Source organism: Hyphomonas jannaschiana VP2 (assembly GCF_000685215.1).
Classification (GTDB): Bacteria; Pseudomonadota; Alphaproteobacteria; order Caulobacterales; family Hyphomonadaceae; genus Hyphomonas; species Hyphomonas jannaschiana.
Genome location: NZ_ARYJ01000009.1, coordinates 64,492 through 81,132, shown reverse-complemented (window position 1 = coordinate 81,132; position 16,641 = coordinate 64,492). Strand labels below are relative to the sequence as shown.

At 58.6% G+C, this 16,641-nt stretch carries 16 protein-coding genes; 7 read left to right on the top strand and 9 right to left on the bottom strand.

Annotated features, from left to right (window positions below):
• Positions 1-23 precede the first annotated feature (23 nt).
• Positions 24-800: an HAD-IIA family hydrolase gene (locus HJA_RS13565; protein ID WP_051597707.1), complete on the top strand. Its 777-nt coding sequence runs from the start codon at positions 24-26 to the stop codon at positions 798-800.
• Here the strand turns inward: HJA_RS13565 and HJA_RS13560 are convergent.
• Positions 797-1,627 carry a MurR/RpiR family transcriptional regulator gene (locus HJA_RS13560; protein ID WP_241764365.1) on the bottom strand — a complete coding sequence of 277 codons (831 nt, stop codon included), beginning with the start codon at positions 1,625-1,627 and terminating at the stop codon, positions 797-799. The two genes, HJA_RS13565 and HJA_RS13560, sit on opposite strands and share 4 nt — an antisense overlap.
• Here HJA_RS13560 and HJA_RS13555 point away from each other — a divergent pair.
• The 3 genes from HJA_RS13555 to phnE are packed head-to-tail and all read left to right on the top strand — an operon-like array spanning position 1,604 to position 4,622.
• On the top strand, positions 1,604-2,785 hold the full coding sequence (locus tag HJA_RS13555; protein ID WP_241764364.1) for a phosphate/phosphite/phosphonate ABC transporter substrate-binding protein: 1,182 nt from the start codon (positions 1,604-1,606) through the stop codon (positions 2,783-2,785). The genes HJA_RS13560 and HJA_RS13555 overlap by 24 nt on opposite strands.
• A gap of 15 nt (positions 2,786-2,800) precedes the next feature.
• The gene (locus HJA_RS13550; protein WP_051597706.1) at positions 2,801-3,601 is read left to right on the top strand and encodes a phosphonate ABC transporter ATP-binding protein; all 801 of its coding nucleotides are present in this window, start codon (positions 2,801-2,803) and stop codon (positions 3,599-3,601) included.
• A gap of 1 nt (position 3,602) precedes the next feature.
• Entirely contained in the window at positions 3,603-4,622 is a 1,020-nt protein-coding gene (phnE, locus tag HJA_RS13545) for a phosphonate ABC transporter, permease protein PhnE (RefSeq protein ID WP_051597705.1), read from the top strand.
• Positions 4,623-4,632: 10 nt separating this feature from the next.
• Here the strand turns inward: phnE and HJA_RS13540 are convergent, their stop codons facing one another.
• The 4 genes from HJA_RS13540 to HJA_RS13525 all read right to left on the bottom strand — a co-directional run bounded on the left by HJA_RS13540 (position 4,633) and on the right by HJA_RS13525 (position 9,000).
• Complete coding sequence (locus tag HJA_RS13540) at positions 4,633-6,339, bottom strand: class I adenylate-forming enzyme family protein (RefSeq protein WP_035583220.1); 1,707 nt, start codon at positions 6,337-6,339, stop codon at positions 4,633-4,635.
• Between the two features lie 122 nt (positions 6,340-6,461).
• Positions 6,462-6,956, bottom strand: a complete 495-nt coding sequence (locus HJA_RS13535; protein WP_035583219.1) for a RidA family protein — start codon at positions 6,954-6,956, stop codon at positions 6,462-6,464.
• 20 nt (positions 6,957-6,976) lie between these two features.
• Positions 6,977-7,429: a c-type cytochrome gene (locus tag HJA_RS18145; protein WP_051597704.1), complete on the bottom strand. Its 453-nt coding sequence runs from the start codon at positions 7,427-7,429 to the stop codon at positions 6,977-6,979.
• Positions 7,426-9,000: a flavin monoamine oxidase family protein gene (locus HJA_RS13525; RefSeq protein ID WP_035583217.1), complete on the bottom strand. Its 1,575-nt coding sequence runs from the start codon at positions 8,998-9,000 to the stop codon at positions 7,426-7,428. The genes HJA_RS18145 and HJA_RS13525 overlap by 4 nt, the downstream gene beginning before the upstream one ends.
• 515 nt (positions 9,001-9,515) lie before the next feature.
• Between HJA_RS13525 and ahpC the strand changes: the two genes are divergently transcribed.
• Positions 9,516-10,079, top strand: coding sequence for an alkyl hydroperoxide reductase subunit C (ahpC, locus tag HJA_RS13520; RefSeq protein WP_035583215.1), 564 nt, complete (start codon positions 9,516-9,518; stop codon positions 10,077-10,079).
• Between the two features lie 118 nt (positions 10,080-10,197).
• Positions 10,198-11,781: an alkyl hydroperoxide reductase subunit F gene (gene ahpF / locus HJA_RS13515; protein WP_035583212.1), complete on the top strand. Its 1,584-nt coding sequence runs from the start codon at positions 10,198-10,200 to the stop codon at positions 11,779-11,781.
• A gap of 6 nt (positions 11,782-11,787) precedes the next feature.
• Here ahpF and HJA_RS13510 read toward each other — a convergent pair whose 3' ends face one another.
• From HJA_RS13510 to HJA_RS13495, 4 genes are all read right to left on the bottom strand, one after another.
• Complete coding sequence (locus tag HJA_RS13510; RefSeq protein WP_035583210.1) at positions 11,788-12,249, bottom strand: nuclear transport factor 2 family protein; 462 nt, start codon at positions 12,247-12,249, stop codon at positions 11,788-11,790.
• A 73-nt stretch (positions 12,250-12,322) separates the two neighbouring features.
• Positions 12,323-12,808 carry a YHS domain-containing (seleno)protein gene (locus HJA_RS13505; RefSeq protein ID WP_035583208.1) on the bottom strand — a complete coding sequence of 162 codons (486 nt, stop codon included), beginning with the start codon at positions 12,806-12,808 and terminating at the stop codon, positions 12,323-12,325.
• Positions 12,809-13,151: 343 nt separating this feature from the next.
• Complete coding sequence (locus tag HJA_RS13500) at positions 13,152-13,847, bottom strand: isochorismatase family protein (protein WP_155840010.1); 696 nt, start codon at positions 13,845-13,847, stop codon at positions 13,152-13,154.
• A gap of 374 nt (positions 13,848-14,221) precedes the next feature.
• Positions 14,222-15,367 carry an FAD-dependent oxidoreductase gene (locus HJA_RS13495; protein ID WP_035583204.1) on the bottom strand — a complete coding sequence of 382 codons (1,146 nt, stop codon included), beginning with the start codon at positions 15,365-15,367 and terminating at the stop codon, positions 14,222-14,224.
• Between the two features lie 352 nt (positions 15,368-15,719).
• On the opposite strand from HJA_RS13495, the gene HJA_RS13490 reads away from it, so the two are divergent.
• Positions 15,720-16,373 (top strand): ANTAR domain-containing response regulator, encoded by a 654-nt coding sequence (locus HJA_RS13490; RefSeq protein ID WP_155840003.1) that lies wholly within the window; start codon positions 15,720-15,722, stop codon positions 16,371-16,373.
• Positions 16,374-16,641 lie beyond the last annotated feature (268 nt).

The following is a 16,641-nucleotide window of genomic DNA, read 5'->3' as shown; positions in this document are numbered from 1 at the left end:
GAATTGGGACTGGAGTGAGATGCATGGCGCATGGCTTTTTACCTGCCTCGTCGGCCGAGATTGCATGTGTGACGCAATCGGCCCTGGGCTTCCTGCTGGACTGGGATGGGTGTTGCGCAATCGACAATGTTCTTACCGACGCTGCCGCTGCATTTCTGCGCGCGCATCAGGCACGTACGGCCATCGTGTCGAATAACTCATCCAACACGGTGGATGACTTTCTGGAGATTCTGTCAGACGCAGGGATTGTCATGCCGCGGGAGCAGGTCATTTTAGCAGGGGTAGAAGCCATCGACCGGGCAGCAAAGGCCGGTCAGGTCGATGTCATGGTTCTGGCGCACCCCCGCATGCGGGCGGTGGCCCGGAATGCCGGCATTCGTCTCAATCGGGATGAGGCGGATGTCGTCGTTCTTTTGCGCGACACCCGGTTTAGCTACAGCCGTCTGGAGCGGGCGGCAAACGCGCTCAGGAAGGGCGCGCGCCTGATCGTCGCCAATCCGGACCTGACTCATCCAGGCGCAGAAGGCCGTATCAAGCCGGAGACCGGTGCGCTGCTGTCCGCACTCGGCTCCTGCGTCAATCTCGATGCCGTGGAAATGGAAATTGTCGGCAAACCAAAGCCGGGTCTTTACCTGAAGGCGTGCCGTGCGCTGAACCTGGAGCCGGAAAGTGTCGTGATGATGGGAGATAATCCGGCAACGGATCTGGCGGGTGCTGAAGCGCTTGGTATGAAATCCCTGTTGGTGCGGGCCGGCGAGCCCGGCGTGCTGGAGGCGGCGCTCCAGGAAATTGACGTCTAAAACCGTTTCAGTGACAAAACATCAAATGTTTTCCGGAGAGTATCGGTGGCCCGATCGTAATCGGCGAGGGCGAGCGCCGCGATCAAGGCGTCGAGAACACAGAGCTGGGCGATCCGGCTGGTCATGGCCTCGGTACGGAATTTGGTTTCGCGCGCCATCGTGAACAGCTTCACATCAGCATAGGCCTGTAGCGGAGAACTGGAGAAGTTGGTGACAATGATTGTCTTTGCGCCCGCTTCCTTGGCGAGACGGGTGGACGCAAGGGTTTCATGTGTCGCGCCGGAGTGGGATATGGTGAGCACCGCCACTTTCGGCCCGGTTCGCGACGCGCTGATAGCCTGTATATGACTGTCGACAACCACTTTGGCATCAATCCCGATGCGGAGCATCCGGTATTGCGCGTCTTCTGCAATCGGCGCTGAAGACCCGATTCCATAGATTTCGACGCGCTCTGCCGATCGGATGATGCGAACGGCCTCATCCACCGCATCTGCGTCAAGGATTGAGAGCGTGTCGCGTAGCGCCTGAATGCCTGCGTGGAATGTCTTGCGGCACACAGTCGGGGTCGTATCCGAAGGGCGCAAATCTTCATGAATGAACTGAACGGGCTGGACAACTTCCTGCGCGAGGCTGAGCTTGAGCTGTTGGAAACCCGACAGATCCAGCTGGCGGCAGAGGTTGATAACACTGCCATCGCTGGCACCCGTCGCTTCGGCGAGTTCCGTGACCGACATGCCGACAACTTGCCGGGGGTTTTCCAGAATGAAGTCCGCAATGGAGCGTGTGCTTGGGCCGAGAGAGGGGTGGCGCACACGAATGCGCGTCATGACATTATCCACGATCGGAACGTCGCCTCTCTTTTTGGTTGTGCTTTTGCGCCTAGGTTTGCTCTCAGACATTTATCGCTCCAGCCATATGGTGTCCCACTAATTGAATTTTCTTCAATAAACGTCAAGAAGTCTCGCTGTTCGTTACACCAGTGTCACAAGCGGCTGGTATCGCATTTCCTGAGGATTGGTGCGGCGCACAATGTGCGTTTGCCCTGTTCAATTGGAGGTTCCGGCATGCGCTTCGTGATGCTCATGGTTGTACTTGCGGGCCTTTGTTTCGGTGGTTTTCCGGCGAAGGCCGAGCGCACCGGAACGGCCGCAAGCCCGCTCCGTGTGCTGTTGATCCCGGCAGATGGCGGAACCGAGGACGGCACACGGGCTGATTTTCTTCCGCTATTCAATGCCATTACCCGCACCAGCGGCATTCATTTCGACGTCCGGACGGGACAGAGTTATGCCGCCGTGATTGAAGGTATGTGTGCCGGTCAGGCGGAGATTGCCTGGCTGGGTCCTGTCTCCTATGTCGAGGCCCACAAACGTGGCTGCGCCGACCTGCTCGCCATTGAGGAGCGCGACGGCAGCTCCACGTATTATGCAGGCATATTCGTTTCATCGGCGTCAGGCGTTGATAATCCCGCTGACTTGCAGGGGAAATCCATCGCGCTTGGATCTCAGCATTCAGCGAGCAGTTTTTCCTATCCCTTGTCCATGCTCTCCAAGGCAGGGGTGGATCCGTTGAGAGACCTCTCGGCCATTCGGATCACGGGTAGCCACGCCAACAGTCTGCTTGCCCTGCAGAATGGTCTCGTCGATGCGGCGGGCGCTTCCTTTGTCTCCTTTGAGAGAGCGGTCAATCAGGGTGGGTTGAAGGCGTCCGACTTTCGGCTGTTGATGAAGTCGGACCCGATTCCCAACCCGCCGATTGCCATGCATCCGGGCTTGTCACCTCAAGTGAAAGCATCCCTCCGGAAGTCTTTCGGCGATGTACACGAGACTCCCGGAATCCGGCCTGAGTCTATTCGTGGCTACGGAGGGAAGCAGGTGGACCGCTATAATACAGACGCAACAGATGCCCTGTTTGAGGCTATGGCCGGTGCAATCGGCTTTATCGACACTGACTATCAGGCAGCCATTCTCCAGAAGTCCGGATCCTGAGCGTTGAGCCGTTAGATGCAGTCCTTCGAATCTCCTGCGGCGTGCGCCGAGCCGGTGTTGCAAGTATCGGGCGCCTGTAAAGCGTTTCCGAACGGTCCAACGGTTTTGGACAAGGTCTCATTTGATATTGAGCCGGGCAGTTTCTGTGTGCTGCTTGGTGCTTCAGGGTCCGGAAAGACCACGCTTCTGCGCTCAGTGATCGGTCTGAACAAGCTCGATGCCGGGTCCGTCCGCATTTGTGGCGTGGAAAGTTCTCCCAAGAACCTCCGGCGCATTCGGCGGAAGGTCGGGATGGTGCACCAGGATTTCGGATTGTCCGGACGTCTGACCGCAGCCCGGAATGTGATGTCCGGAACGGCGCCGGATTTGCCCATCTGGCGCTTGATGCTTCAGGCCTACCCAGAGTATATGCAGCGCAAGGCTTGCTCGCTCTTGTCGCGTGTCGGGCTTGAAGCCGGTCATGTAAACCGCCTGGTGAATGGCTTGTCGGGCGGGCAGAAGCAGCGCGTTGGCATTGCCCGTGCTCTGATCAATGCCCCGAAGCTCATTCTTGCGGACGAGCCCGTCGCGAGCCTCGACCCTCAGACAGCTCAGGACGTGATGCATTTGCTCCGCCAGATGGCCAAGGAGCAGGGCGCTGCCGTCCTGTGCTCGCTGCACCAGATCAATCTGTCCCGTACTTTTGCAGATCGCATTATCGGTCTGCGGGAAGGGCGCATCGTTTTTGACGGACCGCCCGGACAGCTGTCTCAGGAAGCGCTTTCCCGGATATTCGGAACGGGGCGTGACGTGTTCTCACCTTCCATGGTGGCATGAGATGTCGGATGTGACGCAGAACCAGCCGTCCGGGCCACAGCATTGGGATGTCAAACCGGCATTTGACTGGAAAACCGTTCTTGCTGCCGTGGCGGCATTTGCCCTCTTGTCGGTTTCTGCACACCGGATGGAACTGCACCGGCTTTCCAGTCAGCTGGGGGAATTTCTGCAGGCAAGTGTTGGCCTGAAGGAAAGCTCTCAGGTGGGACGTGGGATCGGAAGTGTCGCCCAGCAAATGTACCCCCTGGCTATTGCCGAGCGAACACCTGTTTCGCTTATCGATCATTTCGATCCGGATGATCTGCCCCTGTTTTCGCACCTGGAAACGGACACCATTGAGGAATCCGCGCTTGATGCTGAAACCATGCAGATGACAACGCGGCTTGTGGAAAAGACGTATCTTGTCGAGCCTGTAGGGTATCTGACATTCACACTCGGCAAGATGCTGGAGACAGTGGAGATGGCCGTATGGGCCAGTTTGTTTGCGGTGCTGATCAGCTTGCCGCTGGCTTGGGTCGCGGCGAGGAATTTTACGCCGCACCCTGCTCTTTATGGGCTTTCCCGCAGCTTTGTTTCATTCCTGCGTGCGGTGCCTGAATTGATCAGTGCGCTGTTCCTGGTTCTGGCATTTGGTTTTGGTCCAATCGCGGGCATTCTGGCGCTCGCGCTACATAGCGTGGGATTTCTCGCCAAATTTTTCGCGGAGGACATTGAAGCGGCGGACAAGGCTCCTCAGGATGCCATCCGTGCAACGGGAGCGGGTGATCTTGCGGTCCTGCGTCTGGCGGTTCTGCCCCAGGTCCTGCCGAGCTACACGGCGCTGACCTTTTACATACTGGACCGCAACATACGCATGGGTACCGTCATAGGCCTCGTCGGGGCAGGCGGAATCGGACAGGAACTCAAAGGCCGCTACGACATGTTCCAGTATGACCATGTCGCGACGATCCTGCTGATCATCTTCCTGTCGGTACTTGCGCTGGATGCGCTTGCGGCGAAGCTTCGCCGCAAGCTGATCTGACGTAATGGCCTTATGACTGACCCGCGCTTTGCAGTTCGGCGCTGAGGCGGTCCCGAAGGTCTCTTTTGACGAACTTGCCGCTGGCGTTCCGGGGCAGGGCGTCGGCGATAAACCAGACATACCGCGGCACTTTGTGCTTCGCCATGATGCCAGCGCAATGAGCGCGGAATTCATCAGCCGTCAGCTTTTCGCCAGGCTTCAGGACGATCGCGATGCCGACCTCTTCCCCCAGCCGGTCGTCTGGCACGCCGAACACGCTGCATTCAGCGACCGCCGGATGGCTGTAGGCAACGGATTCCACTTCAGCGCAATAAACGTTCTCACCGCCGCGCAGGACCATGTCTTTCTTGCGGTCGACGATGAAGATGAAGCCGTCCTTGTCAATGCGGGCAATATCACCGGTGTGCAGCCAGCCATCCGTGATGGATTCAGCTGTCGCTTCCGGGCGATTGATATAGCCCTTGATGACAGATGAGCCCTTCACCCAGAGCTCACCCAACTCCCCAGGCGGTACAGTTTCGCCCAGTTCGTCGACGCATTTGACTTCGAAGTTAGGCATGGCCGGACCGGCGCTGTCCGGTTTGTCCACGAAAAAGTCGGCAGATACGGATGTGATGATCCCGCATGTTTCGGTCATGCCATACCCTGTGGCCGGGCGAGCGGTTGCAATGCTCGATTCGATTTTGTGTACCAGATCGGGCGGTACCTGCGCTCCGCCGCCCGAAAGCTGGACGAGGCTGGACGTATCGGTCTTGGCGAAGTCCGGGTGATTGATCAGTTCCCTCCCCATGACCGGCACGCCACCGAGGCTCGTGACCTTTTCGCGCTCGATAATCTTCAGCGCTTCGCCAGCGTCCCAGCGGTACATGAGAATAATCGTGCCGCCGACCGCAGTCGTGGCATAGGCTCCACAATTGTTTGCGGTGACGTGAAACAGGGGGGTGGTCAGCAGGCCCACAGGTGGCGGCGGATCTGCCGGCGGCTCGACGCCCGTTGCGCGCTGTATGGCCAGTGCCGTGGACGCTCCGGCATACAGCATGTTCATGAGATTGGCGACGCAACCGCGTTGCGTGAGCTGTGCGCCTTTCGGGAAGCCGGTTGTGCCAGATGTATAGAAGATGCAGGCATCGGAGTCCGGGTCTACCGTCACGTCTGGCATGTCTCCGCCATGAGCGATAACTTCGCTCCACGGCGTCACATTCGCGGGCAGGTCTGGAATTCTGATGCCGACAAGCTTCATCGAGCCTGTCATGTCCGGACGGTCTTTGACCCGCTCAAGCCGCTCGGCGTCGAGAAACAGCACTTTGGGTTCGGAGTCTTTCAGGGCGTAGGCCATCTCCTCGGTCGTCCACCACGCATTCATGCCGACAACCGTGACACCGACCGAAACACAGGCCCAGTAGATGAGCAGCCACTCCGGATAGTTCCGCATGGCGATGGCAACCCGATCGCCCGGCTGGACACCCTGGTCAAATAGCCAGGCCGCGACTGAGTTTACGCGGTCATGGGCTTCGGCATAGGTGAGGCGCTCACCTTCGTAGACGAGGTAAGTCCGGTCCGCGAATTCCTTCGTCGCTTGCCAGACCTCGCGAACGCTGGGTGGAGCATTCTTGTAGACGCGAAGCGTGTTGCCGAGGACTTCAGCTTCGACAATTTCGAAGTCACCGCCCGGTCCGGTCAGTTCCTGGCGCGCCTTCAGAAGTTCTGCGTAGTGCATGTCTCTCCCCAATAATGTTTTGAGGGATCATACATGCCTTCCCGGCCAAGGAAATGACTTGCGTAGGGGCAAGCGCGTCCGATGAGGGCGTTCCGACGCAGTGAAATGCCGGAACGTAGAAACTAGTCCCGGACAGCCACGACTTCGATTTCAATCAGCCAGCCGGGATTTGCGAGGCCCGCAACCTCGAACACCGAGCGTGTCGGAAGGTTAGGTTGTTCTTCGGTGCCGAAAAATTTGACATAACCTTCCATAAAGCCGCCGAAATCGAGTGAGTCTTCACCAGGTGCTGCAACGATATAGACCTGCATCTTGATCACGTCGCTCATGGTGAGCCCGATGCCTTCCAGACGGGACTCGATGGCGGCAAGCGTGGATTCCGTCTGGGTGGTAATGTCACCATAGGCTGCCGGGGTTCGCGGCTCGGCCGTCTCGTCGGAAACGGAAGGTCCAGCGCCGCTGAGATAGACCAGCGTTGCGTCTGCAGGCACTTCGACGGCCTGAAGGATGGGGAAATCCGATCCGGGGATCTTGTGGCGGATCACTTCACTGTCCGCTGCGCCGCAGGCGGCGAGTGCAATTGCAGTAGCGGAAAGAAGAGGGGCGGTCAGACGCATGATGTCACTCCGTGTTCAGATTATTGTGGCCGGCTCAGTTCAGCCTGTTCGACCGTTGCGGCCGGTTCGTATGAATTCCCGCCGAGGCCGGACTGCAAATAGTTCACAACGGCGGCCACCTGCTCATCGGAAAGCGTATGAGCAAAGGATGGCATGGCTTTGTACCCGTTCAGGACAATAAAGACAGCATAATCGGGGTATTCAAGTTTTTCATTCCCGGCGAGGGCCGGGTACATGCCCCCGCCGACAGCACCTTCACCTTCCGGCATGTGGCAACCTGCGCAGAGCGTGGAATAGATGTCTTCTCCGCGCGTTACTGTGACACCCGGCCCATCGAATATCTTCTGCTCCAGAGGTGTCGGTTCGAAGCTTGTGACTTCAGGAATACCTTCATCGGCGTGCATGGTGAGGGCGGCGGCTGCGAATGCAAGCGCTGTCAGGGCGGTGCGGGGGAATCGGGTCTGATGTCTCATCCGTTGATCACCTTGTCATGCAGCCGACCAATGGCATCGAGCGACGACTCGATGGCGCCTTCCAGCCAGGCGCCGAGGTATGAGACATGCTCGCCCGCGCAGACGACGCGATTGTCGATCTTCACTGCGTTTGCGTAATGGGTTTCCTTGTCCCGCCAGATGCCGAAACAGCCCAGCACCCACGGCACTTTATGCCAGACGACGCTGACGCCGGTTTTGTACTCCTCGAGATATTGCGGGTGGATGTGGGATCCGAATTCCAGTGCCCATTTGATCCGGTCTTCAGGCTGCATTGCATTGAATTCAAATGCCTGTGCGTCATCCCATGTATACCCGCCCAGAAGAACGGCCGGGCCTTTGGTGAATAGGCCTGTTGAAGGGTAGGAGATCATTTCAATGGGAAGGTCAGTATAGCTGATCCCGCCATAGATATGCTCATCCTGCTCCCAGAAACGGCGTTTGAATTCCAGGCCCCATTTGGCGGACCCACGATAGAAGACGTTGTTCACTGCCGCCGTCAGTTCCGGTGACAGATTGTGATCCATTTGACCTAGGATCGAGAACGGTACGGTGCACACACACCAGTCTGCTTCAGCGGTCAGCGTGTCGCCCGTGCGGGTGTCTTCGTAGGCGACTTTTACGCCGGCATCGTCCTGCTGCAGAGACACGACTTTGGAATTGAAGCGGATCAGATCTCCAACTTCCCGCGCAAATGCCTGCGCTATCATGTCCATGCCGCCAACCGGCTGGAACATGGGCATCTGGTGATCCAGAAGGTCAGCGTCCGCCAGCCGGCCCCACATACCGGATTGAAGAATGTCGGACAGGCTGATCGGATCCGAAGCCGAGGGGGCGCCATCGAAGCCGGCGCCGGGCGGTTTCCCAAAGCCGCGATAGCGGCTGCTCAGGTCGCCAGCCTTGTATGAGTTGGTGTCGTCCAGTGCCCCGGTTGCCCGCAGCGATTCGATCAGCGCCTCGCGGTCTTCCGATGTCAGCACGTCGTCGAGACGGTTCTGGTCGACGGCCTTTGCCAGCAATTCCGATGTCTGGCCGCGATAGTCTGTGGCGATATGCTTGAAGCGTTGCGGCTTGCCGCCGAAAGCTTTGCTATTGTGGATATAGGCGTTGTGGTTCTGCTGGATGAAGGGTTCCAGCTGGACGCCGAGGCGCTGGCAATAGTCCAGTACGCCATGATGGTCGTAGGGGATCCGCCACGGGCCGGGATTGATGTAATTGTCCCCGTCGAAGGTAACTTTCTGAGTGGCGCCGCCGAGTTCTGTATAGGTGTCGCCGCCTCTCAGCGACCAGCACCGGCCGCCAGCCTTCTCGCGATATTCCAGAACCTGGACGTCATAACCAGCAGACCGCAGCTCCAATGCTGCGACCATACCCGCAAGACCGGCGCCGAGAATGAGAACTTTTGCGCCTTTCGGGTCTCCATCGAGCTTGATGGGGCCTTTATAGGATGATGGCTGGACGTGCCGAATGGACTTCATCGCGGCATATAGTGCCGCGCTGCCCGCCGTTGCCCCGATGAGCGCCAATGCAGACCGACGGGTCGCTCCCTCCATATTCCCCTCCATTTTTCCTTTGGTCGTAGGTGACCGGGGAGGAAGGTAAAGAAAAAACTGGGGCGAATCGGAGCATTCTGCGGATCGGACCAAATTTCGATCAGCTCTGACCGGAGGGGGCAGGGCATCGCGTGACATATTCACGAGGGAAGGAGTGCTGCCCGGTATTTGGCCCGAAGCGGCGGCCCGATTCTCCCCTCAGGCCGTAGCGGGAAGCAGCTCGGGCGGGGAAAAAGCCGTCTCGCAAAGCGCATATGAGCAGGGCAGCCGGGCCAGATTAATCCAGAAAATGCAGCGGCTTGTGGAATGACTGCAGGCGCACGCGGGTCCACCCTTGTTTCCAAATTTAGAATGATTATAGAAACAGGAACAGGGCGAAGGAAACGTCAGTCGCGGGACGCGACGCGCGATAAATAAATGACAAGCGCGCGATATGTCCCACCACAATTTATTGGGCAAGCCAAATGGGACGGGTATTGGATCTGTCCCGGCAAGCAACAACAGACGGAGCCAAAATGTCCCTGATCAATACTGAAATTAAGCCCTTCAAAGCCGAAGCCTTTAAGCAAGGCAAGTTCGAGTCGGTGAGCGATGCCGACGTGAAAGGCAAATGGGCGATCTTCTTCTTCTACCCGGCTGACTTCACCTTCGTCTGCCCGACCGAACTGGAAGACCTTCAGTCCGAATATGCGACGCTGAAGAACATGGGCGTGGAAGTCTTTGCTGTCTCGACGGACACCCACTTCAGCCACAAGGCATGGCACGAGACCTCGCCGGCCATCGGCAAGATCGAATACTACATGCTGGGCGACCCGACCGGCGCCATTACCCGTAACTTCGACAATATGCGCGAAGACATGGGCCTCGCTGACCGCGGCACTTTTGTGGTCGATCCGGATGGCGTGATCCAGGTGATCGAAGTGACCTGCGAAGGCGTCGGCCGCAACGCGGCTGAGCTCGTCCGCAAGGTCAAAGCGGCTCAGTATGTGCGCGAAAACCCGGGCCAGGTCTGCCCGGCGAAATGGGAAGAAGGGTCTGAAACCCTCGCCCCGTCGCTGGAACTCGTCGGCAAAATCTAAGCTGACCGCTTTCCATTATCCGGCTGGCTGTGCGTGTCACAGCCGGCCGGCTTTCCCTTTATCCGCAGGACATTGCGCTGCCCGTCAGCGCGGCCGCGCGCTTCGCAGGAGATGACGCATGTTGGATGCCAATCTGAAGACCCAGCTCAAAGCCTATATGGAAAACATCCGGCGCCCGGTGGAACTCGTGGCCGCCCTGGATGACAGCAAGGGCAGCCGGGACCTCGAAGAACTCCTGCAGGAAATTTCCGACCTCTCCGACAAGGTCACCTGGTCACGCGGGGACGATGCGCGCGCGCCATCCTTCGCCATCACGACGCCGGAAGCCGACATCAGCCTGCGCTTCGCCGGGCTTCCGCTTGGCCATGAATTCACATCGCTCGTCCTGGCGCTCCTGCAGGTTGGCGGCCACCCGCCCAAGGTCGCGCCGGAAGTGATCGAGCAGATCAAATCGCTCGAAGGGTCGTTCGAGTTCGAGACCTATTTCTCCCTGTCCTGCCAGAACTGCCCGGATGTGGTTCAGGCACTGAACATGATGGCCGTGCTGAACCCGAACATCCGCCACACCGCAATTGATGGCGCCTTGTTCAAAGAAGAAGTCGACCAGCGGCAGGTCATGGCCGTTCCGACGGTTTACCTGAATGGTGAAGTCTTCGGGTCTGGCCGCATGGAGGTCGAACAGATCCTCGCCAAGCTGGACACTGGCGCGCAGGAAAAAATGGCGGAAAAGATTTCCCAGAAAGCGCCGTTTGATGTGCTGGTCGTCGGCGGCGGACCCGCTGGTGCAGCTGGCGCGATCTATGCAGCCCGTAAGGGTATCCGCACCGGCATCGCTGCCGAGCGGTTGGGCGGACAGGTGCTGGACACGATGGGCATCGAGAACCTGATTTCCGTACCGTACACGGAAGGGCCAAAGCTGGCCACAGCCATGGAGACCCACATCAAGGAATACGACATTGATGTGATGAACCTCCAGACAGCGGCGAAGCTCGTGCCAGCCAAAGAGGAGGGCGGCCTGCATGAGATCGTTCTGGAGAATGGTGCGAGCCTGAAGACGCGCAGCCTGATCCTGGCGCCCGGTGCCCGGTGGCGCCAGATGGGCGTGCCCGGTGAAGAAGAGTATCGCAACAAGGGCGTGGCCTATTGCCCGCACTGCGATGGACCGTTGTTCAAAGGCAAGCGCGTTGCGGTCATCGGCGGGGGCAATTCCGGCGTTGAGGCCGCGATCGACCTTGCCGGTCTTGTTGCGCATGTCATGCTGATTGAGTTCGATACCCAGCTGCGCGCCGATGCGGTGCTGCAGAACAAGCTCCGCAGCTTACCGAATGTCACCATCATCACTTCGGCCATGACGACCGAAGTGCTTGGTGACGGGGCAAAGGTCAAAGGCCTTATCTACAAGGATCGGAACACTGAAGAGTCCCACGAAGTTGCGCTGGAAGGCATCTTCGTTCAGATCGGCCTTGTGCCCAACACGGAATGGTTGCGCGGTAGTATCGAACTGAGCGAGCGCGGAGAGATCGTGACAGACATGCGCGCCCAGACATCGGTTCCGGGTGTCTTTGCGGCCGGAGACGCGACGACGACGCCGTACAAGCAGATCGTTATTTCGATGGGCGAAGGGGCCAAGGCGGCCCTCTCCGCATTCGATTACCTGATCCGCCTCGTGCCCGCCGAAGCGCCGGTTCTTGAAGACGCCTGATTTCGATCAAAGACCCAGGTCGCTGAGCCCCGGATGATCGTCCGGGCGCCGGCCCTGCGGCCAGTGGAAAAGTCGCTCTGCTTCGCTGATCTTCAGATCATTGATGCTGGCATAACGTTTCTGCATCAGGCCTTCTGAATCAAATTCCCAGTTCTCATTGCCATAGGCGCGATGCCATTGGCCATTGGCGTCGTGGAATTCGTAAGCGTAACGGACGGCGATGCGATTACCTGAAAAGGCAAACAACTCCTTGATCAGGCGGTATTCCTGTTCACTCTGCCATTTCCCCGTCAGAAAACGGACGATTTCGGCCCTGCCGGTAATGAACAGATCGCGGTTCCGCCAGGCACTGTCTTCGGTGTAAGCGAGAGACACTTTTTCCGGGTTTTGGCTGTTCCAGCCATCTTCGGCAAGGCGGACTTTTTCAATCGCGGTTTCATGGGTGAATGGTGGAAGTGGCGGTCTCATCTATGTCGTCTCGCATGTTTTACAATGTGAAAGCGGGGCGGCTGAACTCCTCCAACCGCCCGCACTGGAAAGCTTATAGGTCGCCCACGGCCTTGTGCTCGATGCGCGGCCAGGTGCGCTCGGCCTTGGCGAGGATGCGCTTGGAGTCCTTCTTGTACTTTTCGAAGATCTCGGCGTTGACGAACAGATAGAGTTTGCCGTCGACGATGTCGGCATATTGCGGGTCGCCGTCGAACTTTTTCCCGAGGGCAACAGCATAGGCGCAGAAGCCGCCATATTGCGGCGCATACATGCCCGGATTGGCCTTGAACTTCTTCGCTGAGTCTTCGGAGGCGAAGTAGTAGGCGACACCGTCTTCAACAACCGTGTACTGTGCATCACCTTCGGCGACAGCGTTCAGCGTGGTCAGCGCAACCGCATCGACGCCATGGAGGCCCAGCGGAACACCAGCTGTCGTGATGCCGGTCGAGACATTGTACTCGTCTTCGGCAGCGGCAGGCAGAGCGGTCGCAAAGGCAGCGGCCACGACCATGGCAGAGAGTGTGAGTGTACGGGACATTTCATTTTCCTTTTCGGGAGGTTGGAGCCACAGGCTCTTCTGGGAGGGATCCTGCCGGTGTGGTGAGGGAACCGGCAGGAGGGGAGTGTCTGGAGCCTCTCGGACTGTGAGCTCCAGACGGACTAGGAAGATCAGGGAGCATGCGGCCGGGATCCGGCCGGGCACAGGTTCAAGGGGAGGAAGAAGCTCTTGTTCTGGCATGTCGTGCTTCCCGAATTTTCGGTTGCTGGGGGTACGAGGCTCTGAGGTCCCGAAAGGCCCGGCTGGCGATGGAGAGAGAGGGGAAAGCCGCCAGCCGGGCTGCAGGACATCCACGCTGGGTGAGACGTGGATGGGGAGGAGCCTATTTGCGGTAGGCGGCCTTGATCGCCTTCACCGTGTTTTCGGTGTTGTCGACCGCGCTGGCGATCATCCGGAAATTGGTGAGAGAGGCGTCGTAGCCATTATAGAGCGGCGTGATGGCGCCAGCCGTCGCATCGGTGACGACCATAACTTCAAAGCCCTGCTCAATCAGCTCACGCATGTGGGACTCGGTACAGAGGTTCGACGACATGCCGCCGAGAATGATCTTGGAAATTCCGGCCTTGCGGAGCTGGAGGACCAGGTCGTTGGTCTCCGGGCCGTAGACCTTGTGCGGGCTGGTGACGACCGTTTTGCCATTGTTAATGTAGGGCTTGTAGCGATCCAGCCAGTCAGCGCCGGAGCCTTCGAAGCCTTCCAGGGTGAGGGCGTGCGGTCGGTCGAACATGCCGATGCTGTGCATCAGCGTCTCAAGCGTGCCTTCGAATTCCCATTTGTGGTCATGCTCGAAATAGAAGTGTGGTGACACGAAAACCGGCATGCCGGTTTCGCCGGCGACTTTGAACAGGGCTTCCAGGTTTTCCACGGTGCCGTTCTCGGTGATGCTCTGACCGACCACGCCCCAGGTAACGCCATCCGGTGAGAGAAAGTCGTTCTGCGGGTCCGTGATGACGATGGCTGTCGTGGCCGGATCGATGGAGAAGCCCGGCATCGGCAGGCCGTCATTGACCGGCGGCATTTTCGCAGTCGCGGCACGGGCCGTTTCGGCATCGGCAGACGGCTGGGCAACCAACAGACTGGCAAGGCCTGCCGAAGCCATCAGGAGTTTCAGGGAAAGACGCGAAGTAAACATGGTGACCTCCACAAGAGTCGTTTGGGTTTCTGCCGTCGGTCTTGAGGGTGTGGCCGGCACCGTGTCGGTGTGTCCTTGCCCTTCAGACCTGAGCTGAGTTCTGGATACGCGGAGGGGTGCCGGGGGTATTGACGGCGGACGCCACAGTTTTGACCGGTCGCGTCAAAGCGCCAGGCGGGTGCCGCCGAAGCGTAAAAGAAAGGCCGGACCTCCGAGGGAAGGTCCGACCTTGCGTGTCTGTGAAAAGGTATCTCTTCGGGCTAGGTCAGTTTGGAGGCGAGATAGGCATGGCCCTCCACCATGCGCCGGATTTCGTCGGCGCGGGGTTCGAGGCTCCAGTCGCCTTTGTCGACTGATCCGCCAAGGAGAATGCCGGTTTTCCTGGGGAAGGAGTAAAGCAGGCCATAGTCATCCACTGATCCGGCATAGCCATAGTCAATGTCGTTCTGAGGCAGCAGGAAGCTCAGCTGTCCACGTGCCGGAATGATGCTTTCGTCGCCGAAGACCTTGCTTGCGCCGAGCCCCATACAATTGACGATGCTCATTTCTGTCAGCTTTTCGAGATCCCCCTCGGTCTCAAACGCCATTTCCTTCATACGCCCGCCGGCAGCGAGGAAGTCGTTCACCAGCGCGCGCAGGTAAATGTCCGGATCGATCATTAGCGTGTAGTAAGCGTCATAGTAAGGGAAGCCGAACGGTCCGCCGGGACGGTTGCGGATCAGCCCCGGATAAAGCGCGTCTCCACCGACATAGGGGCGAAGGGTGCTCATGGGCCTTTCGCTGAGCGAATATTGGCGGATCCAGTACACGCCGTACTTCGGATCGTTCGCGAACCGGATGAACCGGTTAAACGCGATGCGCGAGGCGAGGTCGAGCATGGCGACAGTTTCCTGGGAGACCTGATCATTCTCAAACAGGGTCACCGGGTGCCACATTGCGCCCGCGACGTTTGAGGTCGTATAGGGCGGGAAGTCCTTGGCGTAGATCGTCACCTCGGCTCCGGCGCGCTGCAGCAGGATGGCTGTGGACAAGCCAATTGCGCCTGACCCGAGCACGGCGACCCGGTCGCTGCGAGCCTCTTTCGTCAGATTCGTAGCCAGTTCGGCCACGCCCCAGGAAAGGGACACGCCCCCGCCGCCATGCCCATAATTGTGGACGACATGTTTGGAACCGACCCTGGCGGCCTCAAGGCGTGGTCCAGGCTTTCGGAAAGGACGTAACCCGACAATCGTACGGGTCACGCGGCTCATCGATGATTTGATCGGGCGCATCGGGGAGTCGATGGACTGTACGAGCGCATCGCCTGTCACCGGGGCGGCCGAAAAGCCAGTCGCATTAGTTGCACAACCTGCAAGGGCAGCCAGGCCGAGGCCGGTGCCCGACGCCAGAAAGTCTCTACGTTTCATAATGTCCTCAATGCGAATGCGTTCCCGGAGGCAACCTTCGAGATGGTTTGCGATCCGGTCAAGGCAGACCGTAAAGGAGCGGCGGCCTTGTCTCCGGTTGCCTGTCCTTGCAGCGTATTACATCACATCGGACGCTTTTGCGCCCGGAAACTGGCCGGGACTCGCCGCCAGATTGAGGGGGCGCCACGCCGATATTTTGCCGTGTATTTGGTCAATCGCGAAACAGGAATGACCAGTTGCAGCCAAACTGAGGGGGCAATTTGCAATAGCCTGTTTGGTGTTGGTCCGCTCTGTCCTCAAGATTCCAAATGAAATTACCGGTTTGAACGTTTTGACCAGAGCCTCGAACATCATGGCGTCAGAGAACTTTCGTGGAGCAGAGTTGCTGGAAGAAGGCCAGAAATTAGTCCACTCGGCTGAAGCCAGCGTCTGGGACAGCCAGATACTGGTGCTGGCGAGCGACGAGGCCAGGGCAAGCCGGATTGCGGGTGGCCTCAGCAACAAGCCTTTGCAGGTGGAGGTTACCGGGCACGCAGACTGGGAGACGAGGCGCCTGAAGCTGGTTGGTGCCAGCGCCATTATCCTTGCGTCTGCGGAAGCAGATCTTGAGTTGTTATCAGAACTGCTGGCGATGCGGAGATTCCGCTCGGTTCCGATTCTTGTCTTCGTTGACCGGAGCTCACGGGAAGAGATGAGCCGGGCGTTGAAGCTTGGCGTTAGCGCGTTCATCGTCGATGGCCTGGAGCCGGAACGCATCCCGGCCATTCTTGAAGTTGCTGAAGAGCGCCACGTGCTGACCTCGGAACTCAGGGACGAATTGCGGAAATCCCAGGAAAATCTGGCTGCGCGGAAAACGATTGAGCGCGCAAAAGGCTTGCTTATGACGAAGAGCGGCCTGTCCGAACAGGAAGTCTACGACTCCATGCGCCGCATGGCGATGGCTCAGGGAAAAACGATGCGGGAAGTGGCAGAAAACATTCTCGCAATCTTCGCGCTCTTTCCTTGAAACCTCACAAAACCTGTAAGTGAGTCCGCATCTTGCGGGTGGTGAGACTTTGGGCGTTGTTTGGTGTGCGGTGCACAAAAGCATGACGAGTTAACGATTCAGTCGGGCTCGCGACACCTTTAGAATTGGCAATCCCAGGCCCCGGGAACAACCTGTGCGTCAGTCAGCAGGAGCGGAGTGCCAATGACGGCATTTTGAGCAGTCCGCTGATGGATGCGGCTCAACGGCGGGCCCGACTTACACCTCAGGATATCAGTGCCTTGGGCGT

Excerpts from the sequence above, each read along its gene's own strand:
- HJA_RS18145 (WP_051597704.1), bottom strand. The coding sequence starts at position 7,429 with ATGAGACATCAGACCCGATTCCCCCGCACCGCCCTGACAGCGCTTGCA.
- HJA_RS13560 (WP_241764365.1), bottom strand. The coding sequence starts at position 1,627 with ATGACGCGCATTCGTGTGCGCCACCCCTCTCTCGGCCCAAGCACACGC.
- HJA_RS13535 (WP_035583219.1), bottom strand. The coding sequence starts at position 6,956 with ATGCGTCTGACCGCCCCTCTTCTTTCCGCTACTGCAATTGCACTCGCC.
- phnE (WP_051597705.1), top strand. The coding sequence starts at position 3,603 with ATGTCGGATGTGACGCAGAACCAGCCGTCCGGGCCACAGCATTGGGAT.
- HJA_RS13510 (WP_035583210.1), bottom strand. The coding sequence starts at position 12,249 with ATGAGACCGCCACTTCCACCATTCACCCATGAAACCGCGATTGAAAAA.
- ahpC (WP_035583215.1), top strand. The coding sequence starts at position 9,516 with ATGTCCCTGATCAATACTGAAATTAAGCCCTTCAAAGCCGAAGCCTTT.
- ahpF (WP_035583212.1), top strand. The coding sequence starts at position 10,198 with ATGTTGGATGCCAATCTGAAGACCCAGCTCAAAGCCTATATGGAAAAC.
- HJA_RS13490 (WP_155840003.1), top strand. The coding sequence starts at position 15,720 with ATGGCGTCAGAGAACTTTCGTGGAGCAGAGTTGCTGGAAGAAGGCCAG.
- HJA_RS13500 (WP_155840010.1), bottom strand. The coding sequence starts at position 13,847 with ATGCCGCCGGTCAATGACGGCCTGCCGATGCCGGGCTTCTCCATCGAT.
- HJA_RS13550 (WP_051597706.1), top strand. The coding sequence starts at position 2,801 with ATGCAGTCCTTCGAATCTCCTGCGGCGTGCGCCGAGCCGGTGTTGCAA.
- HJA_RS13525 (WP_035583217.1), bottom strand. The coding sequence starts at position 9,000 with ATGGAGGGAGCGACCCGTCGGTCTGCATTGGCGCTCATCGGGGCAACG.
- HJA_RS13540 (WP_035583220.1), bottom strand. The coding sequence starts at position 6,339 with ATGCACTACGCAGAACTTCTGAAGGCGCGCCAGGAACTGACCGGACCG.
- HJA_RS13495 (WP_035583204.1), bottom strand. The coding sequence starts at position 15,367 with ATGAAACGTAGAGACTTTCTGGCGTCGGGCACCGGCCTCGGCCTGGCT.
- HJA_RS13565 (WP_051597707.1), top strand. The coding sequence starts at position 24 with ATGGCGCATGGCTTTTTACCTGCCTCGTCGGCCGAGATTGCATGTGTG.
- HJA_RS13505 (WP_035583208.1), bottom strand. The coding sequence starts at position 12,808 with ATGTCCCGTACACTCACACTCTCTGCCATGGTCGTGGCCGCTGCCTTT.